23 protein-coding genes are annotated in these 25,958 nt (G+C 70.1%); 13 read left to right on the top strand and 10 right to left on the bottom strand.

Annotated elements, in window-relative coordinates; all coding sequences use genetic code 11:
• Nucleotides 1-69: 69 nt before the first annotated feature.
• Genes ACQF4J_RS16260 through ACQF4J_RS16250 form a run of 3 tightly spaced genes read left to right on the top strand, consistent with a single transcriptional unit; the run spans nucleotide 70 to nucleotide 2,155 of the window.
• Nucleotides 70-834 carry a hypothetical protein gene (locus ACQF4J_RS16260; RefSeq protein WP_351561510.1) on the top strand — a complete coding sequence of 255 codons (765 nt, stop codon included), beginning with the start codon at nucleotides 70-72 and terminating at the stop codon, nucleotides 832-834.
• Nucleotides 831-1,514: a DUF4166 domain-containing protein gene (locus ACQF4J_RS16255; protein WP_351561513.1), complete on the top strand. Its 684-nt coding sequence runs from the start codon at nucleotides 831-833 to the stop codon at nucleotides 1,512-1,514. Before ACQF4J_RS16260 ends, ACQF4J_RS16255 begins: the two co-directional genes overlap by 4 nt.
• Entirely contained in the window at nucleotides 1,511-2,155 is a 645-nt protein-coding gene (locus tag ACQF4J_RS16250; RefSeq protein ID WP_351561515.1) for a TetR/AcrR family transcriptional regulator, read from the top strand. Before ACQF4J_RS16255 ends, ACQF4J_RS16250 begins: the two co-directional genes overlap by 4 nt.
• Before the next feature lie 268 nt (nucleotides 2,156-2,423).
• On the opposite strand, the gene ACQF4J_RS16245 is transcribed toward ACQF4J_RS16250, so the two are convergent.
• Nucleotides 2,424-3,407, bottom strand: coding sequence for an ArsR/SmtB family transcription factor (locus ACQF4J_RS16245; RefSeq protein WP_351561518.1), 984 nt, complete (start codon nucleotides 3,405-3,407; stop codon nucleotides 2,424-2,426).
• Nucleotides 3,408-3,493: 86 nt separating this feature from the next.
• Between ACQF4J_RS16245 and ACQF4J_RS16240 the strand changes: the two genes are divergently transcribed.
• From ACQF4J_RS16240 to ACQF4J_RS16225, 4 genes are all read left to right on the top strand, one after another.
• Nucleotides 3,494-4,792 carry an MFS transporter gene (locus ACQF4J_RS16240; RefSeq protein WP_427165915.1) on the top strand — a complete coding sequence of 433 codons (1,299 nt, stop codon included), beginning with the start codon at nucleotides 3,494-3,496 and terminating at the stop codon, nucleotides 4,790-4,792.
• 21 nt (nucleotides 4,793-4,813) lie between these two features.
• Nucleotides 4,814-5,323 (top strand): MarR family winged helix-turn-helix transcriptional regulator, encoded by a 510-nt coding sequence (locus ACQF4J_RS16235; RefSeq protein WP_351561524.1) that lies wholly within the window; start codon nucleotides 4,814-4,816, stop codon nucleotides 5,321-5,323.
• Between the two features lie 54 nt (nucleotides 5,324-5,377).
• Nucleotides 5,378-5,716 carry a DUF3817 domain-containing protein gene (locus tag ACQF4J_RS16230; RefSeq protein WP_351561527.1) on the top strand — a complete coding sequence of 113 codons (339 nt, stop codon included), beginning with the start codon at nucleotides 5,378-5,380 and terminating at the stop codon, nucleotides 5,714-5,716.
• A gap of 74 nt (nucleotides 5,717-5,790) precedes the next feature.
• Nucleotides 5,791-7,491: an acyl-CoA mutase large subunit family protein gene (locus tag ACQF4J_RS16225; RefSeq protein ID WP_351561530.1), complete on the top strand. Its 1,701-nt coding sequence runs from the start codon at nucleotides 5,791-5,793 to the stop codon at nucleotides 7,489-7,491.
• 49 nt (nucleotides 7,492-7,540) lie between these two features.
• On the opposite strand, the gene ACQF4J_RS16220 is transcribed toward ACQF4J_RS16225, so the two are convergent.
• The gene (locus ACQF4J_RS16220) at nucleotides 7,541-8,155 is read right to left on the bottom strand and encodes a TetR/AcrR family transcriptional regulator (protein ID WP_351561533.1); all 615 of its coding nucleotides are present in this window, start codon (nucleotides 8,153-8,155) and stop codon (nucleotides 7,541-7,543) included.
• Between the two features lie 276 nt (nucleotides 8,156-8,431).
• Here ACQF4J_RS16220 and ACQF4J_RS16215 point away from each other — a divergent pair, with 276 nt between their 5' ends.
• The 5 genes from ACQF4J_RS16215 (at nucleotide 8,432) to ACQF4J_RS16195 (ending at nucleotide 13,273) form a co-directional block, all read left to right on the top strand.
• A complete protein-coding gene (locus ACQF4J_RS16215; protein ID WP_351803666.1) occupies nucleotides 8,432-9,412 on the top strand; it encodes a tetratricopeptide repeat protein in 981 nt (326 codons plus the stop codon).
• Nucleotides 9,413-10,035: 623 nt separating this feature from the next.
• Complete coding sequence (locus ACQF4J_RS16210) at nucleotides 10,036-10,668, top strand: DUF6230 family protein (RefSeq protein WP_351561539.1); 633 nt, start codon at nucleotides 10,036-10,038, stop codon at nucleotides 10,666-10,668.
• 143 nt (nucleotides 10,669-10,811) lie between these two features.
• Nucleotides 10,812-11,372, top strand: coding sequence for a DUF6114 domain-containing protein (locus tag ACQF4J_RS16205; protein WP_351561542.1), 561 nt, complete (start codon nucleotides 10,812-10,814; stop codon nucleotides 11,370-11,372).
• Nucleotides 11,362-12,684, top strand: a complete 1,323-nt coding sequence (locus tag ACQF4J_RS16200; RefSeq protein WP_351561545.1) for a hypothetical protein — start codon at nucleotides 11,362-11,364, stop codon at nucleotides 12,682-12,684. Before ACQF4J_RS16205 ends, ACQF4J_RS16200 begins: the two co-directional genes overlap by 11 nt.
• A gap of 199 nt (nucleotides 12,685-12,883) precedes the next feature.
• Nucleotides 12,884-13,273 (top strand): hypothetical protein, encoded by a 390-nt coding sequence (locus ACQF4J_RS16195; protein ID WP_351561548.1) that lies wholly within the window; start codon nucleotides 12,884-12,886, stop codon nucleotides 13,271-13,273.
• A 79-nt stretch (nucleotides 13,274-13,352) separates the two neighbouring features.
• On the opposite strand, the gene pyk is transcribed toward ACQF4J_RS16195, so the two are convergent.
• From pyk to pta, 3 genes are all read right to left on the bottom strand, one after another.
• A complete protein-coding gene (gene pyk / locus ACQF4J_RS16190) occupies nucleotides 13,353-14,777 on the bottom strand; it encodes a pyruvate kinase (RefSeq protein ID WP_351561551.1) in 1,425 nt (474 codons plus the stop codon).
• 120 nt (nucleotides 14,778-14,897) lie between these two features.
• On the bottom strand, nucleotides 14,898-16,103 hold the full coding sequence (locus ACQF4J_RS16185; protein WP_351561554.1) for an acetate kinase: 1,206 nt from the start codon (nucleotides 16,101-16,103) through the stop codon (nucleotides 14,898-14,900).
• Complete coding sequence (pta, locus tag ACQF4J_RS16180) at nucleotides 16,100-18,190, bottom strand: phosphate acetyltransferase (protein WP_351561557.1); 2,091 nt, start codon at nucleotides 18,188-18,190, stop codon at nucleotides 16,100-16,102. The genes ACQF4J_RS16185 and pta overlap by 4 nt, the downstream gene beginning before the upstream one ends.
• A 287-nt stretch (nucleotides 18,191-18,477) precedes the next feature.
• On the opposite strand from pta, the gene ACQF4J_RS16175 reads away from it, so the two are divergent.
• Nucleotides 18,478-19,503 (top strand): ATP-dependent 6-phosphofructokinase, encoded by a 1,026-nt coding sequence (locus tag ACQF4J_RS16175; RefSeq protein WP_200704423.1) that lies wholly within the window; start codon nucleotides 18,478-18,480, stop codon nucleotides 19,501-19,503.
• A 7-nt stretch (nucleotides 19,504-19,510) separates the two neighbouring features.
• On the opposite strand, the gene ACQF4J_RS16170 is transcribed toward ACQF4J_RS16175, so the two are convergent.
• The 5 genes from ACQF4J_RS16170 to ACQF4J_RS16150 form a co-directional block, all read right to left on the bottom strand.
• On the bottom strand, nucleotides 19,511-20,263 hold the full coding sequence (locus ACQF4J_RS16170; protein WP_427165909.1) for a helix-turn-helix domain-containing protein: 753 nt from the start codon (nucleotides 20,261-20,263) through the stop codon (nucleotides 19,511-19,513).
• Between the two features lie 355 nt (nucleotides 20,264-20,618).
• A complete protein-coding gene (locus ACQF4J_RS16165; RefSeq protein WP_142142566.1) occupies nucleotides 20,619-21,464 on the bottom strand; it encodes a carbohydrate ABC transporter permease in 846 nt (281 codons plus the stop codon).
• A 6-nt stretch (nucleotides 21,465-21,470) separates the two neighbouring features.
• On the bottom strand, nucleotides 21,471-22,433 hold the full coding sequence (locus tag ACQF4J_RS16160; RefSeq protein WP_351561562.1) for a carbohydrate ABC transporter permease: 963 nt from the start codon (nucleotides 22,431-22,433) through the stop codon (nucleotides 21,471-21,473).
• A 16-nt stretch (nucleotides 22,434-22,449) separates the two neighbouring features.
• Nucleotides 22,450-23,832, bottom strand: a complete 1,383-nt coding sequence (locus ACQF4J_RS16155; protein WP_351561565.1) for an extracellular solute-binding protein — start codon at nucleotides 23,830-23,832, stop codon at nucleotides 22,450-22,452.
• Between the two features lie 69 nt (nucleotides 23,833-23,901).
• Nucleotides 23,902-25,809: a tetratricopeptide repeat protein gene (locus tag ACQF4J_RS16150; RefSeq protein WP_427165908.1), complete on the bottom strand. Its 1,908-nt coding sequence runs from the start codon at nucleotides 25,807-25,809 to the stop codon at nucleotides 23,902-23,904.
• Nucleotides 25,810-25,958: the final 149 nt, after the last annotated feature.

Raw genomic sequence — 25,958 nt, 5'->3', positions numbered from 1 at the left:
GCTCAAAAAGACGTACGCTCCCTCTCGCAACATTGAGCAGTCGCTCAAAACCAAAAATAGGGGGACCGCATGGCCCGCACCGGGCTCTACGTGGAGGCGCGCATCCACGCCCACCTCGACGACCTCTGGACCCACACCCAGGACCCCACCGCGCACCAGCGCTGGGACCTGCGCTTCACCGAGATCTCCCACCTGCCGCGCACCGAGGGGGAGCCGCAGCACTTCCGGTACGCCACGCGGGTGCTGCCCTTCCTCACGGTCGCCGGCACCGGCGTCTCGGCGGGGGAGCGGGAACGCCCGGACGGCACCCGCACCTCCGCCCTCCGCTTCTCCTCCCCGCACCCCCTCTCCCTGCTGGCCGAGGGCAGCGGCTACTGGCGCTACGTCCCGGACGGCGACGGAGTCCGCTTCCTCACCGGCTACGACTACCGCCCCCGCTGGGGCGCCTTCGGCGCGGCGGCCGACCGCCTGCTGTTCCGCCCCCTGATCGGCTGGGCGACGGCCTGGTCCTTCGACCGCCTCCGGCTCTGGCTGGAGCGGGGCATCACCCCGGAGCGGGCGCTGCGCAACTGGCTGACCGAACTGCTCGTACGCACCCTCCTGATCACCGCGGGCTGCGCCGGATTCGGCCTGGAGCACCGCTTCCTGCGCCTGTCGGGCCCCCTGGCGGCGCCGATGGCCTACGCCTGGCCCCTGCTCCTGGCCGTGACCGTCTCCCTGGCCCTGTTCACGGCACCCCTGCCCTGCACCCCGGCGTCCCGCCGCTGCCTGCGCACGCCTCCCACCCGCACGCGCGCCCCCCGCCTCCTGCGCACCCTGGGAAGCCCCCGATGACGGCGTCGATCTTCCGCACCGCCATGGGCGCCGACTTCGACCGCCTCCACCCCCAGTTACGGCGCCGCTTCTCGGTCGGCCTGGCGAGCGGCGAGGCGTGCACCGGACGCGGCGTGATGGACCGCATCTGGCACGGCGCGCCGTGGGTGAAGCCCTTCCTGGCCCTGGGCGCGACCCGCAACATCCTCGTCCCCTGCCCCGGCCGCGACGTCCCCTTCGTGATCGAGAACGTCCCGTACACGGACACCTTCGGCCGTGAGACGGTGAGTTTCGTGCGCACCTTCGACCTGCCCGGCCGCCCCCGCCGCTTCGACGCCCAGATGGTCCTGAGCCCCAAGAGGGACCGTGTCCTGGACTACCTCGGCACCCACCAGCACCTCGCGAGCGACCTCCACTTCCACGCCGAGCCGGACGGCTCCCTGCTCATCCGCTCGGGCGAACACCGCTTCAGAGAGGGCAAGGTGGACGTCCGAGTCCCCGAATTGATCGGCGCCACAGCACAGGTTCGCGAGTCCTACGACGACGAGACGAACCGCTTCCGCATCCAAGTCAGGGTCGTGAACAAACACTTCGGCCCCCTCTTCGGCTACGAGGGCTCCTTCGAGGCGACGTACACGGACGTCCGCACCCGAGCCGTCCGCCCGGGCCTGCGCCCGGTCCGCGAGGAGCGCCGAGCATGAGCCCGGAGACGGCCAAGTCCCGGGAGACGAAGACCAAACTGCTCGAAGGGGCCCTGAACGTCCTCACCGAGCAGGGCATCGCGAAGACCTCGGCCCGCACGATCGCCTCGGCGGCCGGAGTCAACCAGGCCCTGGTCTTCTACCACTTCGGCTCCGTGGACGAACTCCTCGCCGCGGCCTGCCGGCACGGCGCCGAACAGGCGGTCGCCCGCTACCGCAGCCGCCTGGCCGCGGTCACGTCTCTCTCCCAACTTCTCACCCTGGGCCGCCGGATCCACGAGGAGGAACGCGAGGGCGGCCATGTCGCCCTCCTGGGCCAGCTCCTGGCAGGCGCCCAGACCCACGCCACCCTGGGCCCCGCCACCGCCGCGGGCCTGGACCTCTGGATCGCCGAGATCGAGAAGACCCTCACCCGCGTACTGCCCAACACGCCCTTCGGGGAGTTCGCCGACCCCAGAGGCCTGGCCCGCGCCGTGGCGGCGTCCTTCGTGGGGATCGAGCTCTACGAGGGCGTCGACCGCCAGGGAGCCCACGCGGCCCTGGACGCCCTGGAACAACTGGGCGCCCTGGTGGCCGCCCTGGAAGACCTGGGCCCGGTGGCCCAACGAGCGATCCGCCACCACCTGCGCCGCCGAGTCTGAAGCGCACCAGCAAGTGCCACGCTCCGCGGCCCACAACGGCCGGCCGCGCAATTCCCAGCGCCCCCGGGAGCCTGCACCCGCCGACGGCGGAGAGGGGACGGGGTGGGGGGTGCCCGCCCGCAGTGTCGGGCGTCGACGCCGAGCACAGCAAGACCGACAGCACCGCCCGACCGAGGACGGACACCCCCCACCCCGTCCCCGCCCCACCCCAAGAGCCGAAGGCGCTACGCGCACCCCCACCGAACCCGCACAGGCGCCGCAGGCACCCTCACCCGTCCCCCGACACCAACGCGATCCCCAACGGCGTCCGCTCGTACAGCACTTGATGGCCGTACCGTCGCGCGACCAGCAGCCCGGCGTCCCGCAGCAGGGTCAGATGCGCGGAGACGGAGGACGGCGCGAGCCCCAGGCGGTGGGCGAGCGCGCCGGTGCCGGCCGGTTCGTCGAGGGCGGCGAGCACGGCGGCTCGCCCCCGACCCAGAAGCCGTACCAGAACGTCCGGGGTGCGCTCGGCCGGCTCGGCCCACAGCCCGCCGATCCCCCGGGCCGGATAGGCGAGGGTCGGCTGCCAGGGCGGCTCGAAGGTGCTGACCACGTCCGGCCAGATGAAGACGCTGGGCAGCAGAACGAGCCCCTGCCCGGCCAGCTCACGCTCGTGCTCGCCACGGATCTCGACGGTCAGCGTCCCGGCCTCCCAGTCGAACCGCCGGTTGATCTCCGGCAGCAGCCCGCCGAGCCCCACCTCGGCCAGCCGCCGCGAGTGGAAGGCGATGTCGGCCTCCAGCAGGGCGCGCAGCCGCGGCCAGTCCGGGGCGATCAGGGCGCGCCACACAGCCTCCATCGCGTCCGCCAGTTCCTCGACCATCCCGGCGGGATCACCGAGCCACCGCTCGGCCACAGCCGAACCGAGAGCACCGGGGGTGCAGGCAAGCGACTTCAAGGTATCCGCGAGAGCCACCTCCGGATCGCTCCCGCGCACCGCCGCGATCTCCTCCTCGAACGAGGCGGCCGGCCCGATCGGCGGCGGACACAGCCAGTCGGGACAGTGACCGGGCTGCGGCATCAGCAGCCACAGACCACTGAGGTCCAGCCCCCGGGCCACCTCACCGACGCGCCGCAGCCAGCGCGCGTGATAGCCGTGCCGCTCGGGCCGCTTGAGCGTGCGCACCACCTCCTGCGTCTCCCACAACGGGGACACGGCGAAGCGGCACCGCAGAAAGTCGTCCTCGCCGAACCTGAGCCGCGAAGGCACCGCGCACCACCCCTCGCACCAGCCCCAACATTCGCCTGAGCCCGAATCTCTAGGATGCCCCACCCCAGAGCCCCAAGCTCCTCCCCATGCCCGCAGCAGCACCCACACCCACACCCACACCCGGACCCGCACCCGGACCCACACCCGCACCCCCCACCGGCTACACAGCCGTCTTCGCCGTCCGAGAGTTCCGCGCGGTCTTCGCGGCCCACGCCCTCTCCCTCCTCGGCCTGATCGTCAGCGAGATCTCCCTCTCGGTCCTCGTCTACGACCTCACCGGCTCGCCCTTGATGAGCGCGCTCACGTTCGCGCTCGGCTTCCTGCCGTACGTGATCGGCGGCACCCTGCTAGCGGGCATCGCCGACCGCTTCCCGGCCCGCCGGGTGCTGGTGTCGTGCGACCTGCTGTGCGCGGGCTGCGTGGCGCTGATGACGGTGCCGGGCGCGCACATCGGCGTACTGCTGGCCCTGCGCTGCGGCGTCGCGGTGGTCTCGCCGGTGTTCCAGGGGACCCGCCTGGCCACGCTCGCCGACATCCTCGGCGACGGCGACCTGTTCGTACTGGGCCGCTCGCTGCTGCGGATCGTGAGTCAGAGCGCGCTGCTCGTCGGGTTCGGCCTGGGCGGCCTGCTGCTGATCGTGGTCTCGCCGCGGCACGCGCTGCTGATCACGGTCGGCACCTTCTGCGCCTCCGCGCTGCTGCTCCGCTTCGGCACCCTGCGCAGGCCCGCGAGGACCGGCACGGCGGCCCCGCTGGTGAAGGACTCCCTCAGGGGCGCCCGCCAGGTCCTCGCCGACCGCCGGGTCCGCGCCCTGCTGCTCCTGTTCTGGATCCCGCCGATGTTCGCGGTGGCGCCGGAGGCCCTGGCGGCCCCGTACGCGGACGAGCTGTCGGCGGGCTCGGCGGGCCTGGGCCTGCTGATGTGCGCCCTGCCGGTCGGCACGATCGCCGGCGAACTGTACGCGGGCGCCCGGCTGCGTCCCGCGACCCGGGAACGCGTCGTGCTCCCGTTGGTCTGTGCGACGGTCCTGCCGTACGCCGGCTACGCCCTGCGTCCGGGCCTCGCCGCCTCGCTGGCCCTGCTGCTGGTCGCGGGTGCCGCGTCGGCGTACACGCTGGGCCTGGACCAGTGGTTCGTGCGGGCCGCGCCGGAGGAGCTGCGGGGGCGGGCGATGACGCTGCTTCAGGCGGGGCTGATGACGCTGCAGGGGGTGGGGATGGCTCTGGCGGGGGTGGTCGCGGAGTTCACCGGGGTGAGGGCGACGGTCGCGGGGGCGGGAGTGCTGGGTGTCGTGGTCTGCGCCCTGCTCGCCCGAGAGGCCCGTCGCACGGAGGCCCCCGAACCCTCCCGACCGATGGGCGAGACGGGGCTGACCACCATGTGACCGGCCGGTAAGGTCTGGGGCGTGCCGAAGCCGCTCAGTCTTGCCTTCGATCCCATCGCCCGCGCCGACGAACTCTGGAAGCAGCGCTGGGGCAACGTGCCGTCGATGGCGGCCATCACCTCGATCATGCGCGCGCACCAGATCCTGCTGGCCGAGGTCGACGCGGTGGTCAAGCCGTACGGGCTCACGTTCGCGCGGTACGAGGCGCTGGTGCTGCTCACCTTCTCCAAGGAGGGCGAGCTGACGATGTCGAAGATCGGCGAGCGTCTCATGGTGCACCCCACCTCGGTGACCAACACGGTCGACCGCCTGGTCAAGTCGGGCCTGGTCGCCAAGCGACCCAACCCCAACGACGGCCGGGGCACCCTCGCGTCCATCACCGACAAGGGCCGCGAGGTGGTCGAGGCGGCCACTCGTGACCTGATGGCCATGGACTTCGGCCTCGGTGTCTACGACGCCGAGGAGTGCGCGGAGATCTTCGCGATGCTGCGGCCGCTGCGGGTGGCGGCGAGCGACTTCGACGAGGACTGACCCGGCACGGACCCCGCCCAAGATCTCCCGGAACGGGCGGTTACGCTCGACGCCATGAAGAAGAGCGTGCTGACCCGCTACCGCGTCATGGCCTACGTCACCGGTGTGCTGCTGGTCCTGCTGACCCTGGGCGTGATCGCCAAGTACGGGCTCCACCTCGACGGGGCGGACAAGTTCACCACCTTCGTGGGGATCGCCCACGGCTGGCTCTACGTCGTCTATCTGGTCTTCGCCTTCGACCTGGGCTCGAAGGCGAAGTGGCCGGTCGGCAAGCAGCTGTGGGTGCTGCTGGCCGGGACGATCCCGACGGCCGCGTTCTTCGTGGAGCGCAAGGTCACCCACGAGCTGGAGTCCAAGGTCGCCGACGAGGCTCCGGTCGTCGCGAAGGCGTAACCGCTCCGCCGTACGGATCGCGTACGGCGGTCCGCCGTCGACATTTACTTGGACGTCCTAGTAAATTCGAGGGTATGGACGCTGACGCCATCGAGGAAGGCCGCCGACGCTGGCAGGCCCGCTACGACGCCTCCCGCAAGCGGGACGCCGACTTCACCACGCTCTCCGGTGATCCCGTGGAGCCGGTGTACGGGCCCCGACCAGGGGACACCTACGGGGGATTCGAGCGGATCGGCTGGCCGGGGGAGTACCCCTTCACCCGCGGGCTGTATCCGACCGGCTACCGCGGGCGGACCTGGACCATCCGCCAGTTCGCCGGGTTCGGCAACGCCGAGCAGACCAACGAGCGCTACAAGATGATCCTCGCCAACGGCGGCGGCGGTCTCTCCGTGGCCTTCGACATGCCGACCCTCATGGGGCGCGACTCGGACGACGCGCGGTCGCTCGGCGAGGTCGGGCACTGCGGGGTCGCCATCGACTCCGCAGCCGACATGGAGGTCCTGTTCAAGGACATCCCTCTCGGCGACGTCACGACGTCCATGACGATCAGCGGGCCGGCGGTCCCCGTCTTCTGCATGTACCTCGTCGCCGCCGAACGCCAGGGCGTCGATCCGTCCGTCCTCAACGGCACGCTCCAGACCGACATCTTCAAGGAGTACATCGCGCAGAAGGAGTGGCTCTTCCAGCCCGAGCCCCATCTGCGGCTGATCGGCGACCTGATGGAGTACTGCGCCGCCGGCATCCCCGCCTACAAGCCGCTGTCGGTCTCCGGCTACCACATCCGCGAGGCGGGGGCCACGGCCGCACAGGAGCTGGCCTACACGCTCGCCGACGGCTTCGGGTACGTCGAACTGGGGCTCTCCCGCGGCCTGGACGTCGACGTCTTCGCGCCTGGCCTGTCCTTCTTCTTCGACGCGCACGTCGACTTCTTCGAGGAGATCGCCAAGTTCCGCGCGGCGCGCAGGATCTGGGCGCGGTGGATGCGCGACGTGTACGGAGCCCGGTCCGAGAAGGCCCAGTGGCTGCGCTTCCACACCCAGACCGCCGGCGTCTCGCTCACCGCCCAGCAGCCGTACAACAACGTCGTCCGTACGGCCGTCGAGGCGCTCGCGGCGGTACTCGGCGGCACCAACTCGCTGCACACCAACGCGCTCGACGAGACCCTCGCCCTGCCCAGTGAGCAGGCCGCGGAGATCGCGCTGCGCACCCAGCAGGTGCTCATGGAGGAGACCGGGGTCGCCAACGTGGCCGACCCGCTGGGTGGTTCGTGGTTCGTGGAGCAGCTGACGGACCGGATCGAGGCGGACGCGGAGAAGATCTTCGAGCAGATCAAGGAGCGGGGCCTCAGGGCGCATCCGGACGGACGGCACCCCATCGGGCCCATCACGTCCGGCATCCTGCGCGGGATCGAGGACGGCTGGTTCACGGGCGAGATCGCGGAGTCCGCGTTCCGCTACCAACAGTCCCTGGAGAAGGGGGACAAGAGGGTCGTCGGCGTCAATGTCCACACCGGGTCGGTCACCGGGGACCTGGAGATCCTGCGGGTCAGCCACGAGGTGGAGCGGGAGCAGGTGCGGATGCTGGGCGACCGCAAGGCGGCCCGGGACGAGGCCGCTGTCCGGGCGGCCCTCGACGCCATGCTCGCCGCCGCCCGCTCCGGCGCCAACATGATCGAGCCGATGCTGGACGCCGTACGTGCCGAGGCCACCCTGGGCGAGATCTGCGGGGTGCTGCGGGACGAGTGGGGGGTGTACACCGAACCGGCCGGTTTCTAGGTCCATCCGTGCGCAGGTGCCGGGGGCTCGCCCCTCGGCACCCCGGGCCTCACGAGGTCAGCCCCACCAGCAGGATCCGGGTGAAGCCGCGCACCCACTCCTCGTCCGCCGCCTCGGCGCTCACCAGCGTGCGGTGGACCACCGCGCCCGCCACCACGTCGAAGATGAGGTCGACCGTGCGGGCCGCCTCCGCGGGGTCCGGCTCGGGCGGCAGCTCGCCGCGCTGCTGGGCGCGCTCCCGGCCCTGCAGGACTAGCCGCTTCTGCGGCTCCACGATCGATGTGCGGATCCGTGCGCGCAGGGCGTCGTCGCGGGTCGACTCCGCGACCACCGCCATCAGGCCGCACGCCGCCTCCGGGCGGGCGAGGATCGCCGCGAACTGCAGGACCACGCCCTCGATGTCGGCGGCGAGGCTGCCGAGGTCGGGCAGGCGCAGCTCGTCGAAGAGCTCCGCCACCGCGTCGACGACCAGCTCGTTCTTGCCCGCCCAGCGCCGGTAGAGGGTTGTTTTCGCAACCCCGGCCCGCGTCGCCACGTCTCCCAGGGTGAGCTTGGACCAGCCCAGCTCCACCAGCGCCTCCCGCGTGGCCGCCAGGATCGCGGCGTCCGCGGCGGCGCTGCGCGGGCGCCCGGTGGCGCGGGGGGCGCGGGTGTGGCTCTGCATCCCACGACCATAACCGGCGGTTCGTGTGAGGCAGTGAGGGAGATCACCGGGGGGTGGTACCCCGGAGGCACTCAGTGCCATTACGCTACGACTCGTAGCGAAAGCTCGCGCGGCTCGCGCGGGTGACGCACGTGAGTGACGACCACTGGCGTGGGGTGGGGACCCGGCGCCGAACCACGTACGACCACGCATCGACCACGCATCGGCGACCACGCATGATGACCGGGTTTCACCACGCTTTTCACACGCGCGCACAGTACGGGGGAGGATAGACGCATGCAGCCACGGAACATGTCCATGAGCGGAGTCGTCGACCTCGCCGCGGTGAAGGCGGCCCAGGAGGCCAAGGAGAAGGCGGAGCAGGCGCGTGCCGAGGCCGCTCGGCAGGGTGGCGGCCCGGGAGCCGTCTCGCCGGCGGACCTGGTGATCGACGTCGACGAGGCCGGCTTCGAGCGTGATGTCCTGCAGCGCTCCGCCGAGGTGCCCGTCGTCATCGACTTCTGGGCCGAGTGGTGCCAGCCCTGCAAGCAGCTGAGCCCGGTCCTGGAGCGGCTCGCCGTCGAGTACAACGGCCGTTTCCTGCTCGCCAAGATCGACGTCGACGCCAACCAGATGCTGATGCAGCAGTTCGGCATCCAGGGAATTCCGGCCGTCTTCGCGGTCGTCGCGGGGCAGGCCCTGCCGCTCTTCCAGGGGGCCGCCGGTGAGGCGCAGATCCGCCAGACCCTCGACCAGTTGGTGCAGGTGGCCGAGCAGCGGTTCGGCCTGACCGGCCTGACGGTCGACCCCGACGCGGAGCCGGGCGGCGCCCGTCCCGAGCCCGAGGAGATGCCGGCGGGGCCGTACGACGCCCTGCTCGAGGCCGCCGTACAGGCCCTGGACTCGGGGGACTTCAGCGGCGCGGTCCAGGCGTACAAGAACGTGCTGAGCGACGACCCGGCCAACCCGGAGGCCAAACTCGGCCTCGCGCAGGCCGAGTTGCTGCAGCGGGTGCAGGGGCTCGATCCCCAGGCCGTGCGGCGGGACGCGGCCGAGAAGCCGGCCGACGCGCGGGCGCAGATCACGGCGGCGGACCTGGATCTCGTCGGCGGTCATGTGGAGGACGCCTTCGGGCGGCTCATCGAGACCGTCCGGCGCACGGTGGGTGACGACCGGGACGCGGTACGTCTGCGACTGCTGGAGCTTTTCGAGGTTGTCGGGGCGGATGATCCGCGTGTGGCGGCGGCCCGACGGGCGCTGGCGCGGGCGCTGTTCTGACCAGTCGCTAAACGTCACCGCATGTGATGCCCGAGTGAAAGATTTGCCGACGTAGCTCCACTGCGGCCGCGCTTTACCAAATCTTGGTAATCGCGGCCGCTGTTACTGGGAGTAAGTTACGGGCGTTGATCTGTCGGTTTCTGTCCAACGATCAATAGCTTTGTCCTCGCCTCCGAGTGCACCCTGCGTCGCCACCCGAGACCTGTGGGTCGTCCTTCGGTTATCCGGCCGTTACTACCCAGTAACGAAGGCCCTTGTGCGGGCGGCGAGAATGCACCACGATCGGCCACGCTCGGTCCGTTCCCGTACCCCGACAGCCGGTCGGGTCGCGGGAGTTCCAGGGTCCCCACCGAGCAGAGCCAGTGCCCGACGGCACCGGCTCTTGGGCAGGGGGGTCTTCACCCACTCGGTGAAGCCTGTCCAGCAAGGTTGTGCGTGATGCGTGTCAGGCGCGACCAGTGGTTGTCGCTCGGGGGTGATCGCCGGTGATCGGTGCGCGGTTCGCGCCTCCGAGACGGGCGCTCTCCTTCCCGAGGACGTAGCACTTCTCCCATCCCTGCCCGGACGAGCCGCCGACTGGGGGCAGCCGGGACCAGGAGATGTACGTCCGAGAAGGAGGAAATATGGAGTCCCAGGTGCGTGGCGGGACCAGATGGAAGCGGTTCGCTGTGGTCATGGTGCCCAGCGTCGCCGCTACGGCCGCGATAGGTGTCGCCCTCGCGCAGGGCGCTCTCGCCGCGTCGTTCAGCGTGTCCGGCCAGCAGTTCAAGGTCACGGCCGACCAGCTGGAAGGTGACGGCTTCTCGCAGTACGGAGCCCTCGACCAGGGGTACACCCTCGACGGCAAGAAGACGGTTCACCCGGTCGCGGTCTCGGCGTTCAAGTCCGCGTCCATCAAGAGCCTGTGCCAGTCCGTCGTCACCCCGGACGTTCCGATTCTGGGCAGCGTCAGCCTCATCCTGAAGGCGGGCGGCGGTGACACGCCGGTCGAGGCCAACAACCTCTACATCGACCTCGACGACCTGTCGGCCGACGCGACGTTCACCGGCATCGACATCGGTGTGGCGGCCAAGGACGCCAACAAGGGCCCCGGTATCCACAGCGGGGACAGCGCGAACCCCTACGGTTTCGCGCAGCAGGCCGAGCACGCCTCCCTGAGCCACGTGAAGCAGACGGCGTGGGCGACCACCGCCGGAACCTTCAAGCTCAGCGGGCTGAAGATGTCTGTGCAGGCCGGTACGCACGAGTGCTACTGAGCACTCTGTGACGGGCGGGGGAGCCGATGGCGCCCCCGCCCGTCCACCTTCCCGCACCTTCTTCACACGCAACACACTCACCACCACAGCGTCACCACACAGCACGATCACCACAGCAACGCCGCACCAGGGAGCTGTTTTCCATGAGCGCCGAGACTCCTGCCGCACCCGTCGGCCAGTTCAGCCGCCGGAGGCTGCAGTTCCGCGCCTGGCGGGGTACGCGGCCGTTCTGGGCCGGACTGTTCGTCCTGCTCGCCGGCTTTCCGATCATGTACTTCCCGTACGCGCATCTCCAGATCGGTCACCTGACGTTGGCGATGGCCACCACCGGTGGAGCCGGTTCCCTGATCATCGGCGTGCTGCTCGTCGTCCTGGGCATCAGCCTCTGGTTCCAGAAGCACGTACGGGTCTTCGCGGGTGTCGCCGCGATCCTGCTGGGCCTGGTCTCCATCCCGGTGTCCAACCTCGGCGGGTTCCTGATGGGCTTCCTGCTCTCGTTGGTGGGCGGGGCCATGGCCGTCGCCTGGGCGCCGGGCGCCGAGCCCGGTGAGCAGCCGGCCAAGGAGGACACGACCGGGACGGGCGGTGCGCCGGAGGCCACCGACCCCGACACCACCATCCTCAAGCCCGTGGTGGGCGAGCCGAACGATCTGTCAGGAACGAGCCCGGCCAACGGGGCGAACGGGAGGCACAGTGCCGGCTGACGAGGTGACCCACGGGGCTGATGTGGACGAGTCCCGTGTGAGAACCGGGCCGCGCCACGCGGCACCCAAGAAGCCGCTGTTCACCCGGTTCCACATGCCGGCCGGCAAGGCGATAGCCATGGCGGCGATGCCGACCGCCGTCCTGATGGGCATGGGCTTCACGTCCTCGCTCGCCCTCGCCGACAGTGGTGGCTCGACGCCGACGGCGAAGAGCCTGACCGCCGACGAGTACAAGAACTGCGTTGCCGCGCTGGACGGTTCCTCGGCCTCGCCGTCGCCGTCCGCCTCGGCGAGCTCCGACACGGCGACGCCCTCGCCGTCGTCCTCCGCCGGCACGTCCAAGGACTCCTCCGCCACGGGCACGGACTCGGGCAAGACCTCTTCGCCGGATTCAGGTTCCGGCGACAAGGCCACGCCCAGCCCGTCCGCGACGGACGGCGGGAGCAAGGACACCTCCGGCGGCGCCACCCCCACGCCGACCCCCTCGGCGTCCGCGAGCAGCGGCAGCGGCGGCGGTCTGCTGGGCGACATCGGCGACGCGATCACCGGGATCTTCACCGGCGGCTCCGGCTCCACCTCCTCGTCGAGCGCGAGCCCGTCGCCGTCCGCCTCCGCGTCCTCCTCGTCGAGCGACACGTCGAAGGACTCCTCGACGTCGAGCGCGTCCGACACCGTGAAGGACACGACCAAGAAGGTCACCGACACGGTCAAGAAGACGACCGACACGGCCACCGACGCGGCCAAGGACGTCACCAAGTCGGTCGAGAAGGCGGCCGAGACGGCCACCTCCTCGCCGAGCCCCTCGGCGAGTTCCAGCACCGACGCGCAGAACTGCCCCGCCGCCACGGAGGACGTCAGCGGCGTCGACAACAAGGTGGCGGTGGCGGACGACCCCTGGTACCTCAACGCCAGCTCCCTGCTGCTGAAGGGGGCCGACTACCAGGGCGTCGTCGAGGTGAAGACGGCCAGTGGCGCCACCAAGAAGGTGCTGAAGTACGTCATCTCGAACGGCACCGACATCGGCGACCTGAACCAGACGGTCAAGGACAAGCAGCAGAACAAGACGTACCACGTGGAGGCCGGGAAGGGGACGACGTCCACCATCCGCGGCGGCGCCACCACGATGTACACGGAGTCCATCTCCGGGAACCTGTTCGGGCTGATCCCGATCACGTTCAGCCCCGACAACCCGCCGCCGCTGAACATCCCTCTGATCTACTTCACCAACGTCAAGGTCGTCCAGGCCGCCCAGTTCGGCGGCACGCTGCACGTGCCGGGCATGCACCTGTACACGACCGACGGAATCGGCTGAGCGCCGCCACAGGCCCGTTCGGGAGCCGCACGAGCTGAGGGCGCCCCCCACTGCCGGGGGGCGCCCTCAGCGCCGTACACGAGTCTCGATATTCCGTCGACAGATGATCAGTATTCGATAGTATGTTCGATCTCAGGGGTGTCGTCCGGCGGCGTTCCTTCTGTTCGTTGCCGGGCCGCCGACGATCGGGGAGTGTACTTTGAAGAAGATCTATTCCGTCCTGGCGGTGCTCGGCGCCGCGCTGGCGCTCGTCTTCGCCACGAGCACATCGTCCTTCGCGGGCACGGACGGCCCGCAGGTCTGCAACTCCGGTCCGCAGTCCACGTGCGCGAAGTTCTACCAGGACGGCGACATCATCCGGGTCTGGGACACCGACTGCGACAACCACTCCGCCGTGGCGGTCGTCGAGGTCCCGGACGCCGGGATCTACGAGAACGTGTGGAACACCGCCGGCTGCAACAAGTACGTCGACAGGGCGTACGGCACCGCGATTCCCGAGGGCTACGCGGTGTACTACAAGGCCTGTTACGGCGTGTACTCGACGAAGGAGATCACCCGCTGCTCCGGCTGGGGCAGCGGCCGGGCCTGACCGGGAGCCGCACGAGCTGAGGGCGCCCCCCACTGCCGGGGGGCGCCCTCAGCGCCGTACAACCGCCTTCGCGGCGGTGTCAGTTGCTGCCGCCGATGTGGTGGACGCGGAGCATGTTGGTGGTACCGGGGACGCCGGGGGGCGAGCCGGCGGTGATGATGACGGTGTCGCCCGCCGAGAAGCGGTTGATCTTGGCGATCTCCTGGTCGACCATGTCGACCATGTCGTCGGTGGTGTTCACGAACTGCACCACGTGCGACTCCACGCCCCAGCTCAGCGTGAGCTGGTTGCGGGTGTCCTCGTCGGTGGTGAAGGCGATGATCGGCTGCTGCGCGCGGTAGCGCGACAGACGGCGGGCGGTGTCGCCGGACTGGGTGAAGGCCACCAGGCCCTTGCCGCCGAGGAAGTCCGCGATCTCGCACGCGGCGCGCGCCACCGAACCGCCCTGCGTACGCGGCTTCTTGCCCGGCACCAGCGGCTGCAGGCCCTTGCTCAGCAGCTCCTCCTCGGCCGCGGTGACGATCTTCGACATCGTCTTGACGGTCTCGACCGGGTAGGCGCCGACGGAGGACTCGGCGGAGAGCATGACCGCGTCCGCGCCGTCCAGGATCGCGTTGGCGACGTCGGAGGCCTCGGCGCGGGTGGGACGGGAGTTGGTGATCATCGACTCCATCATCTGGGTCGCCACGATCACCGGCTTGGCGTTGCGGCGGCACAGCTCGATGAGGCGCTTCTGCACCATGGGGACCTTCTCGAGCGGGTACTCGACGGCCAGGTCGCCACGGGCCACCATGACGGCGTCGAACGCCATCACGACGTCCTCCATGTTGTCCACCGCCTGCGGCTTCTCCACCTTGGCGATGACCGGGACCCGGCGGCCCTCCTCGTCCATCACCTTGTGGACGTCGGCCACGTCCCGGGCGTCCCGGACGAAGGACAGCGCGACCATGTCGCAGCCCATGCGGAGTGCGAAGCGCAGGTCCTCGACGTCCTTCTCGGACAGCGCGGGCACGTTGACGGCCGCGCCGGGCAGGTTGATGCCCTTGTGGTCGGAGACGACACCGCCCTCGATGACGATCGTCTTCACCCGCGGGCCGTCGACGTCCAGGACCTTCAGCTCGACGTTGCCGTCGTTGATCAGGATCTGGTCGCCGCGGTCGACGTCCCCGGGCAGGCCCTTGTAGGTCGTACCGCAGATGGTCTTGTCGCCCGGGACGTCCTCGACGGTGATGACGAACTCGTCACCCCGCTCCAGCTCGACCGGACCCTCGGCGAAGGTCTCCAGGCGGATCTTCGGGCCCTGCAGGTCGGCGAGGACACCGACGGCCCGGCCCGTCTCCTTCGACGCGGCACGGACGCGGTCGTACCGCCCCTGGTGCTCGGCGTGGGTGCCGTGGCTGAAGTTGAACCGGGCCACGTTCATTCCGGCCTCGATCATCGAGACCAGCATTTCGTGGGAGTCGACCGCGGGGCCGAGAGTACAGACGATTTTCGAACGGCGCATGGGGTGGATCCTATCGGTTTGTTTCGCCGCGGAATATTCCGTCTGGCGGAAGATACAAATGGGCGGACCGGCGCTCAGTTGCTTTGTTACCGCTCAGTTGTCACACGGCGGAGCCGCATATCAATACCGACCGACCAGTGCGTAGGTCTGCGTCGCGATTTCCAGTTCTTCGTCGGTGGGCACCACCGCGACCTTCACCCGCGCGTCCGCGGGCGAGATCAGCCGCGGCTCGTCGCCGCGCACGGCGTTCAGCGCGCCGTCCACCGCGAGGCCCAGGGTCTCCAGGCCCGCGACGGCCGCCTCGCGCACCGCTGCCGCGTTCTCGCCGACGCCCGCGGTGAACGCGATCGCGTCCACCGTACCCAGCACGGCGTAATAGGCGCCGATGTACTTCTTCAGGCGGTGAATGTAGATGTCGAAGGCGAGCTTCGCCTCCTCGTCGCCCTCGTCGACCCGGCGCCGTATCTCCCGCATGTCGTTGTCGCCGCACAGGCCGACCAGCCCGCTCTTCTTGTTGAGAAGAGTGTCGATTTCGTCGATGGACATTCCGCCAACACGCGCCAAATGGAAGATGACAGCCGGATCCATGTCTCCCGAGCGCGTACCCATCACGAGCCCCTCCAAAGGCGTCAGTCCCATGGAGGTGTCCACACACCGGCCGCCGCGCACCGCCGACGCGGAGGCGCCGTTGCCCAGGTGCAGCACGATCACGTTGACGTCCTCGGGCGCCTTCCCCAGCAGCTTCGCCGTCGCCCGGGAGACGTACGCGTGCGAGGTGCCGTGGAAGCCGTAGCGGCGGACGCGGTGCGCGTCGGCGGTCCGCACGTCGATCGCGTAGCGGGCGGCCGACTCCGGCATCGTCGTGTGGAAGGCGGTGTCGAAGACGGCGACCTGGGGCAGGTCGGGCCGCAGGGCCTGCGCGGTGCGGATGCCGGTGAGGTTGGCGGGGTTGTGCAGCGGGGCCACCGGGATCAGCCGCTCGATCTCGGCGAGCACGGCGCCGTCGATGACGGTCGGCTCGGTGAACGTCATCCCGCCGTGCACCACGCGGTGGCCGATGGCGGCGAGCTCGGGGGAGTCCAGTCCGAGCCCGTCCTTGGCCAGTTCCTCCGACACCGCCTTCAGGGCGGCGTCGTGGTCGGCGATGGGCCCGCTCCGCTCACGTGTGTCGTCGCCGCCGAGGTGCGTGTGCCTGATCCGTGAGGACTGCTCGCCGATGCGCTCGACGAGCCCCATGGCCAGCCGGGTGCTGTCCCGCATGTCGAGGAGCTGGTACTTCACCGACGAGGAGCCGGAGTTGAGGACGAGGACGCGGGACGCGCTCACTGGACGGTCGCCTTCTGTGTCGGGGTCTGGGCCTGGATGGCGGTGATGGCGACGGTGTTGACGATGTCCGAGACCAACGCGCCCCGGGACAGGTCGTTGACCGGCTTGTTCAGGCCCTGCAGCACCGGGCCGACCGCGATCGCGCCGGCGGAACGCTGCACGGCCTTGTAGGTGTTGTTGCCCGTGTTGAGGTCCGGGAAGATCAGCACCGTCGCCTGCCCGGCCACGTCCGACTCCGGCAGCTTGGTCGCCGCGACGGTCGGCTCCACGGCGGCGTCGTACTGGATCGGCCCCTCGATCTTCAGGTCGGGCCGCCGCTGCCGCACCAGCTCCGTCGCCTCCCGCACCTTGTCGACGTCGGCCCCGTAGCCGGAGGTGCCGGTCGAGTACGACAGCATCGCGATCCGCGGCTCCACGCCGAACTGCTCGGCGGTGGTGGCCGCCTGGATGGCGATGTCGGCGAGCTGCCGGGCGTCCGGGTCGGGGTTGACGGCGCAGTCGCCGTAGACCAGGACCTTGTCGGCGAGGCACATGAAGAACACCGACGAGACGATGTCGGCGCCCGGCCTGGTCTTGATGATCTCGAAGGCGGGCCGGATGGTCGCCGCCGTGGAGTGCACGGACCCGGAGACCATCCCGTCGGCCAGCCCCTCCTGGACCATCAGCGTGCCGAAGTAGTTCGCGTCGCTGACCACGTCGTAGGCCAGCTCGACCGTGACCCCTTTGTGGGCGCGGAAGGCGGCGTACTTCTCGGCGAAGGAGTCGCGCAGCTCGCTGCGGGCCGGGTCGATCAGCTGGGAGTCGCCGAGGTCGATGCCGAGGTCGGCGGCCTTCTTGCGGATCTGGTCGACCGGGCCGAGCAGGGTGAGGTCGCAGATACCGCGGCGCAGCAGCACTTCGGCGGCGTGCAGGATGCGCTCCTCGGTGCCCTCGGGCAGGACGACGCGGCGCTTGTCGGTGCGGGCCTGTTCGAGCAGTTGGTGTTCGAACATCATCGGGGTGAGGCGGTCGCTGCTGGGGGCGGAGACGCGCCGGATGAGGTCGGCGGTGTCGACGTGCCGCTCGAAGAGCCCGAGCGCGGTCTCCGCCTTACGGGGCGTGGCCGCGTTCAACTTGCCCTCCAGCGCGAAGAGCTGCTCGGCCGTCGGGAAGCTCATGCCGGGTACGGACAGCACCGGGGTGCCGGGCGCCAGGCGGGCGGCGAGGGTGAGGACGTTCTCGTCGGGGGCCTCGCCCAGGGTGAGCAGCACGCCGGCTATCGGCGGGGTGCCGGCGCTGTGCGCGGCCAGCGAGCCGACGACCAGGTCGGCGCGGTCGCCCGGGGTGACGACCAGACAGCCCGGGGTCAGGGCGCTGAGGAACTTCGGCAGCATGGCGCCGCCGAAGACGAAGTCGAGTGCGTCCCGGGCCAGCCCCGCATCGTCGCCCAGCACGACCTTCGCGCCCAGTGCCTGGGCGATCTGGGAGACGGTCGGCGCGGACAGGGCGGGCTCGTCGGGCAGCACGTAACAGGGCACGGGCAGCCGTGAGTCCAGCTTCCCCGCGATCTCGTCCCGGTCCTCCCGGGCCACCCGGTTGGCCACCATGGCCAGCACGTCGCAGCCCAGGCCGTCGTACGCCCGGTAGGCGTTGCGGGTCTCGGCGAGCACGGACTCACAGGTCTGCTTGCGGCCGCCCACCACCGGGATCACCGAGGCGCCGAATTCGTTGGCGAGGCGGGCGTTGAGGGAGAGTTCGTCGGGCAGTTGGGTGTCGGCGAAGTCGGTGCCGAGGACGAGGACGACGTCGAAGTCGCGGGCCACGGCGTGGAACCGGTCGACGAGGACGGACACCAGCTCGTCCGCGCCCCGCTCCGCCTGGAGCGCGGAGGCCTCGTGGTAGTCCATGCCGTAGACGGTGGCCGGGTCCTGGGAGAGCCGGTAGCGGGCCCGCAGCAGCTCGAACAGCCGGTCGGGGCTGTGGTGGACCAGCGGCCGGAACACCCCCACCCGGTCGACCTGCCGGGTCAGGAGCTCCATGACCCCCAGCTCGACGACCTGGCGGCCGTCGCCGCGGTCGATACCGGTCACGTACACGCTGCGCGTCACGCGTGCTCTCCGTTTCGTCGCTCGCCCGTCGATGTCGGCCCGAGTCCCTACGGGTCATATGGGGGCTCGTGAAAATCGCCCACCGAGGTGAGCGGAACCTACTTGACAATACCCCCGGGGCTGGATAAGGCGCCCGTCAGCATTCGTCCCCCATGTCAGGACCTGTGGCGGGGGTCGCACCGGGACCCATGGCCCTGTGCCGGAGAAGGGCGATCGGTGACCATCTCCGGACATGAAACAATCGGACTGGCTCATCGGTACCGACAGCGAGCAGGAGACACAGCACGATGCGCATCGGGGTTCTCACCGCAGGCGGCGACTGCCCAGGCCTGAACGCAGTGATCCGATCGGTCGTGCACCGAGCGGTCGACAACTACGGCGACGAGGTCATCGGCTTCGAGGACGGCTACGCCGGCCTGCTGGACGGCCGCTACCGCGGTCTCGACCTGAACGCGGTCAGCGGCATCCTGGCCCGCGGCGGCACGATACTGGGCTCGTCGCGGCTGGAGCGGGACCGCCTGCGCGAGGCCTGCGAGCGGGCCGAGGACATGGTCGAGGCCTTCGGCATCGACGCCCTCATCCCGATCGGCGGCGAGGGCACGCTGACGGCGGCCCGGATGCTGTCCGACGCCGGTCTGCCGGTGGTCGGCGTGCCGAAGACCATCGACAACGACATCTCCTCCACGGACCGCACCTTCGGCTTCGACACCGCGGTCGGCGTCGCCACCGAGGCGATGGACCGCCTGAAGACGACCGCCGAGTCCCACCAGCGGGTGATGGTCGTCGAGGTCATGGGCCGCCACGCGGGCTGGATCGCGCTGGAGTCCGGCATGGCCGCCGGCGCGCACGGCATCTGCCTGCCCGAGCGCCCCTTCGACCCGGCGGACCTGGCCGAGATGGTCGAGGAACGCTTCTCGCGCGGCAAGAAGTTCGCGGTCGTGTGCGTGGCCGAGGGCGCCCACCCGGTCGAGGGCAGCATGGACTATGGCAAGGGTGAGATCGACAAGTTCGGCCACGAGCGCTTCCAGGGCATCGGTACGGCACTCGCGTACGACCTGGAGCGCCGCCTCGGCAAGGAGGCCAAGCCGGTCATCCTCGGCCACGTCCAGCGCGGCGGCGTACCGACGGCGTACGACCGCGTCCTCGCCACGCGCTTCGGCTGGCACGCGGTGGAGGCGGCGCACCGGGGTGAGTTCGGCAACATGACCTCGCTGAAGGGCACCGAGATCGTGATGGTGCCGCTGGCGCAGGCGGTGACCGAGCTGAAGACGGTGCCGAAGGACCGCATGGACGAGGCGGAGTCGGTCTTCTAGCCCCCCGCTAGCGGGTGTTGTCCTGCACGGCGCCCCAGAAGTGGTCGACGATCCGGTCCAGGAAGTCCCGTCCCGCCTGGCCGGCGTCGTTCGCCGCGCTTCCGTCGCCCCAGCTCAGTGAGGCGACCATCTGCCCCTGGTAGTCCTGGTGCAGCTCCTGGAGGGTGTCCTCCAGGAGGCGCCGGTCCAGCGGCACCATCCTGGCGACCGGGCGGACGTAGGCCTGCCAGCGCGTGGTCACCGCACCGCGCAGGGCGTCGGCGAGCTTCGGCTCGCGTCCGGTGACGGTGACGAAGTCCGGCAGCGACAGGTCGAGCAGGTCGGCGAGGGCGGCCGACTGACGGTCGTTGCCGCGCCAGGTGTTGTGTTCCTCCATGTGCAGATAGGCGAGGAGTTCCAGGCCGACGCTGCGGGCCACGTCCTCGGGGGCGAGGCCGCGGGCGAGGCGGTGCTCGCGCAGGGTGCGCGGCCTGCCGATGAGTTCGGCGGGGGAGCACCACAGCACGCCCGCGAGCGCGGCCAGTTCGGGGCTGGTGGGGGAGACGACCCCGCGTTCCCAGGCGATCACGAGATCCGGGGTGACGTAGGGGAGCCCGTACGAGGAGCACAGTCCGTAGGCGACGTGTTCCGGGCCCATGTTGAGCGCCGTGCGCAGCCGGCGGGCGGCGGTGGAGTCGAAGGGCGGGGCCGGCTGGGGCGGCCGTGTGGGGTGGATCGGGCGGTTGGGGTGGGGGTCCGGGTGGTGTGAGGGATGGCGCACGGGCACAACGTAGGGCCGCCGGGGTGCAGTGACTACGGTCTGTTCGGCCAGGATCACGGATTGTAGGAATGTACGGCTGAGGGGGTCCGGGAGGGGTCCGGAGATCGTCCGACCGCGGACCGGACGCGGTGGCGAGGACGGCGGCAGGCCACCCACCGTGTCACGGACGGTGAGGTCGATCTTCGTGCACGAGGCGAATGGCAAGGTAGGCGGGCATATTCGCGGATGGCTTCGCGTGCCGGGCCTCCGGCACGGCGCGACGGCCGGTCCGGACGGCGTCCCGCGGCCGTCGTCCGCGCGGGCGGGCCTCGAAGAGGGGTTCGCACGGTCGGCCCCGCCCGCGGGTGGCGTGAAGTCACCCCTTCACCGCCCCGCCCAACGCGAACCCCCCGCCCAGCCGCCGGGCGATGAGCACGTAGAGCAGGATCACCGGTGTCGAGTAGACGATCGAGAACGCCGCCAGCTGCCCGTACGCCACCATCCCCCGGTTGCCGAAGAACTCGTTGATGCTCACGCTCGCCGGGATCTGGTCCGGGGTCAGGAGCAGCATGAACGGGACGAAGAAGTTCCCCCACATCATCACGAACGAGAACACCGTCACCACCGCCACTCCGGGCCCCATCAGCGGCAGCACGATGCGGACGAGGGACTGCAACGACGACGCCCCGTCCGTCCACGCCGCCTCCTCCAGCTCCTTCGGCACCCCGTCCATGAAGTTCTTCATCAGCCAGATGGCGAAGGGGAGTTGGGAGGCGGCGAAGAAGAGGATCGTGCCCTGCATGGTGTCGATCAGGTTCACCTGGACGAACAGCGCGTACACGGGGACCATGACCGCGGTGATCGGCAGGCTCGTCGCGAACAGGATCGTGAGGAGGAAGGGCCGGTTCAGACGGGAGCGGAAGCGCGACAGCGGGTAGGCCGCGAGCGCCGCGCACACCACCGTCAGCAGGGTTCCCCCGCCGCACAGGATCAGGCTGTTGAGGAGCGGCGTGAAGGTGATGTCCTGCTTCAGGATCGCGTCGAAGTTGGCGAGGGTGAGGCCGTCGGGTGCTTTCACCCGCAGGTCCGCGTGCGGGTCCACCGAGGACAGCAGGACCCAGGCCAGCGGCAGCGAGAACGCGGCGGCGACCGCCAGCAGGCCCGCGTCGGCGGCCAGCCGGCGGCTGCGGCGGCGGGCGGCGAGGGTGACAGTGGGGGCCATGGCGGGTCAGACCTCCGTTCGCAGCAGGCGCAGATAGACCAGCGAGAAGAGGGAGCCGACCACGAGCAGGAGCAGGGCGACCGCGGTGGCGTAGCCGATCATGCTGTTCTGGAAGGCCTGTTCGTACATGTAGAGGGGAAGGGTCTGGCTCTTGTTGCCGGGGCCGCCTCTCGTCATCACCCAGATGAGCCCGAAGACGGACAGCGTCTGCAGGGTGTTGAGCATGAGGTTCGTGCCGATGGAGCGGCGGATCATGGGCAGCGTGATGTGCCACATCCGGCGCCAGCCGCCCGCGCCGTCGACCTCCGCCGCCTCGGTGATCTCGCTGGGAATCTCGTTCAGCGCGGCCGAGTAGACCAGCATCGAGAAGGCCGTGCCCCGCCAGACGTTGGCGAACGACACCGCCAGGATCGGCAGCGTGAACAGCCAGTTCTGGGAGGGCAGATGGAGCCATCGCAGGATGGCGTCCAGGGTGCCCTCGCGGCGGAAGAACGCGTACAGCAGGAACCCCGCGACCACCTCCGGCAGCACCCACGCCGTGATGACGACGCCGCCGGTGAGCGTGCGGACCGGTTTCGACGCGCGCTGCATCAAAGCGGCCAGGGCCAGGCCCAGCGTGTTCTGGCCCAGCAGGGACGACACGACGGTGAAGACGAGGGTCAGCCATACGGCGTTGAGGAACTCGTCGTCGGCGAAGGCCTTGCGGAAGTTGGCCAGCCCCACGAAGGAGGAGTGGGCCTGGCCGGTGAGCTGGAGGTCGGTGAAGGCGATGTAGGCGCAGTAGGCGATCGGTCCGGCGAGGAAGAGCAGCAGCAGGACCAGGGCGGGGGAGACGGGCAGGGCCCGGACCAGGGCGCGGCGGACGCGTGCGCCGGGCGTGCGACGGCCCGACGAGGGGCCCGGAGGGAGGGAACCTCGAGTCTCCGGGCCGCCGTCGACCGTCTTCGTGTGCGGGAGTGCGGCGGTCATCGGCGGGTGCCGCCGTTCACTTCCGGACGACCTGGTCGTCCGTGGCGTCCTTGAGCGCGTCGTCGTAGCCGCTCGCCGCCTTGTCCACGGACATGTCGCCCGTCGTGACGCCCTCCATCGCCTCCTGGACGGCGGTGGAGACCTTCGGATACGCGGGGTAGGCGGGCCGGTAGTGAGTGCTGGCCACCAGGTCCGTGAAGAACTTGATACCGGGCTGCGCCGTGGCGTACGACGGGTCGCTCGCGACGTCCTTGCGGACCGCGATGCCGGAGTTGGCGATGTACCACTTCTCGGCGTTCGCCTTCGTCTGCATCGTCCTGATGAAGTCGAAGGCCAGGTCGGGGTTGCCGGCCTTGGCGGGGACGGCCCAGGTCCAGCCCCCGGACATGCTCACCTTGCCGGGGGCCTGGCCGTGCTGGGTCGGCATGGACGCCAGCCCCAGCTCGCTGGACCACTCGGGCCATTCGTGCCCGCTGCCCTTCAGCCAGGCCTGCGGCAGCCACGACCCGTCGAGGGCCATGCCCAGCTTGCCCTTGGGCAGGAGGTCACCGGCCACGATGGTCTGGATGTTGGGGTCGAGGGCGGTGGAGACGTCGGGCCCGAGCTTCTCCCGGTACACCGTGTGCACGAACGACAGTGCGTCCCTGAACCCCTGGCTCCCGGCGATCCACTTCTTCGACGCCCGGTCGTACAGCGGGTCGGACGTGCCGTCACCGGTGCCGTAGAGCAGCATCTCGAAGGTCTGCATGGTCGCCGCCTCACCGGCCGGCTTGCCGGTGTAGACGTTGATCGGGGTGACGCCGGGGACCTTCTTCTTGATGGCGCGGGCGGCGGAGAGGACGTCGTCCCAGTTCTTCGGCTGCCAGGTGGCGGGCAGCCCCGCCTTCCTGAAGATCCCCTTGTCGAACCAGAGGCCCCGGGTGTCGGTGCCGTCCGGGACGCCGTACGTCTTGCCGTCCTCGCCCTTGGCGGCGTTCTTCGCCGTGTCGATGAACTGCTTCCAGTCCGGCCACTTGGCGAGATAGGGGTCGAGCGGTTTCAAGTACCCGCTGGTGATGTCGGAGTTGATGAGGAACGTGTCCTCGTAGACCAGGTCCGGTGCCGTCTTGGGGGAGCGGAGCATCTGCTGGACCTTGGTGTAGTACTCCGAGTCCGGGGCCTTGATCGGGATCAGCTCGACCTTCTTGCCCGGGTACTTCTTCTCGAACTGCTTCTTGATGTCGGCGAGATAGCCGTCCATCACCTTGATGGAGTTGTCCGTGGACTGCTTGAAGGAGACCTTCACGGTGTCCGGACTGCTGCCGGAGCCGCTGCCGCAGGCCGTGAGGGCGGTGGCGGCGAGGGCGGTGGTGAGGAGAACGGGGAGGAGGGGGAAGGCGGCGGTGGGGCGCACGGGCATGACCTCCTGCGGCTGCACTACGTCGTGGCGCGGGATGACTGCCCGGTGAACGTAAGTGGAGTGGTCTAGTCAGGTCAATGCGTCTGCGTCGGATTGGGCACGCGCAGCCCGGTCGAAGGCCTCCGACCGGGTGAAGGCTTCGGCGGCCTGCCGGTAGGCGAGGCGGGCCGCGTCCCGGTTGTCGTTGGCCAGGTGCGAGCGAGCCTGGTTGCTCAGGGCGTGGCCGACCCCGTACCAGTCCTCGAACTCGCTGAAGATGGCATGGGCGTTGGCGTATGCGTCGATCGACTCCTGCACCCTGTCGGTCTGCTCCCAGGCGTGGGCGAGGTTGTACCAGGCGATGCCCTCGCCGTGCCGGTCCCCGTTGGCCCGATAGAGACCACGGGCACGCAGATGGGCCTCGATCGCTTCCTCGGCGCGGCCCGCGTCGCGCAGGGACAACGCGAGGTTGTTCCACACATTGGCCTCGCGTTGGCGGTCGTCTTCGGCCTGGTACAGGTCGCGCGCGCGGAGGTGCGCGTCGATCGCCTCGGATGTACGGCCCGCGTTGCGCAGAGCGTTGGCGAGGTGCTCCCATTTGACCGCCTCACCATGGCGATCCCCGATGGCCCGGCTCAGGTCGAGGGCGCGCAGATGCGCGTCGATGGCCTCCTCGACGCGGCCGACGTTCCGCAGCGCCAGGCCCAGGTAGTCCCAACCCCAGCCTTCCGCCCGGCGGTCGCCCAGGCGCTGCGCCGCGTCCCGGGCCACGCGGGAGACGGTGATCCAGTCGTCGAAGTAGCGCCGCCACTCCAGGTACTCCGCCAGGCACTCGGACAGCGGCACGGCGAGGGGCGCGTACCGCTCCGCCTCCGCCCACTGCACCGCCGCCACCAGCGCGGTTCGTTCCCGGTCCAGCCAAGCCAGCGCTTGCCCCCGGCTTTCGAAAATCTCTGGCTCCTGCTGTCCCGGCAGCCACTTCAGGCGGCGGTCGGCCAGGCTCGCGCACATGACGTAGAACTTCAGCACCCGCTCCCGCGCCGCCTCCCCCTCCTCCTTGAGATCCACGTCGCCCTCCACCACTCCGGCGGCGAAGGCCCGCACGAGGTCGTGCACCCGCCACCGCGGCGTGGCAGTCCCGTTGCCGCTCAGGACCCGCGTGACCAACGAGGTGGCGGCGAGCTCCTCGAGCAGGACCAGGGTTGCCTCGAAGCCGAGACCGGCGAGCGACGCGGCGGCCAGCGTGGCCGTCTCGGTACCGGGAGCGAGGGCCAGCAGGCGCAGTAACCGCGCCTGTTGGGCGGGCAGTTGCCGGTACGAGGTCTCCAGCACCGGGCGGAGGACCAGCGAGCGGCCGTACTGGTCAGTGGCACCGGTGCCGCCGTCCAAGGCGATGGTGGGGTCCGTGGCCTTCCGGATGTCGTGCACCAAGGAAGCGATCGTGCGGGGCTGACGCCGGCGCAGCATGGCTGCGGCGATCTGCAGAGCGAGAGGCAGGTTTCCGCACAGAGTCGCCAGTTCCCGCAGAGCCTCCGGTTCCCGCGCACAACGCTCGTCGCGCTCGTCGGAGTCGCCCAGGGCACGTGTCAGGAGGGCCACCGATTCGTCCGAGGCGAGCGTGTCGAGGTCGATCCGTCGAACGGGAAGGGAATCCGGCCGTTTCCGGGACGTGATCAGCACCCTGTGGTGATCCGTGCCCGGCAGCAGCGGCAGGAACTGCGCCGGATCGGAGACGTTGTCCAGGATCAGCAGAATGCGCTCCCGACGCTCGGCGAGCAGCGCGCGGTAGGCGTCGTACTGGCGCTCCGCCGTCGGCGGCAGATCCCGGTTCCTTACGTCGAGCGCGTCCAGCAGGGCAAGCACCGCCTGGTCGGCCGTGACCGGGTCGTCGTCGTAACCGCGCAGGTCCACGAACAGCGTCCCGCCCGGGAACCAGCCCTTCCCCTGCGCCCGGTGCGCCACCTCGACCGCCAGTGCCGTCTTGCCGATCCCGCCCATGCCGGTGACAGCGAAGATGAACAGCGGTTGCGCGGTCGAGTCGTCGGCGCCGGGGGCGAGGTGGGGGAGCAGGCGGTCCAGTTCCGCCGTGCGGCCGGTGAAGCCCAGAGGGCGGGGCGGCAGCGTGGCCGTGGCGCGTGGGACCGGGC

The organism is Streptomyces sp. C1-1, assembly GCF_050214755.1.
Classification (GTDB): domain Bacteria; phylum Actinomycetota; class Actinomycetes; order Streptomycetales; family Streptomycetaceae; genus Streptomyces.
Note: the sequence above shows the minus strand (reverse complement) of the source record. Positions and strands in the feature narration are given on the sequence as shown.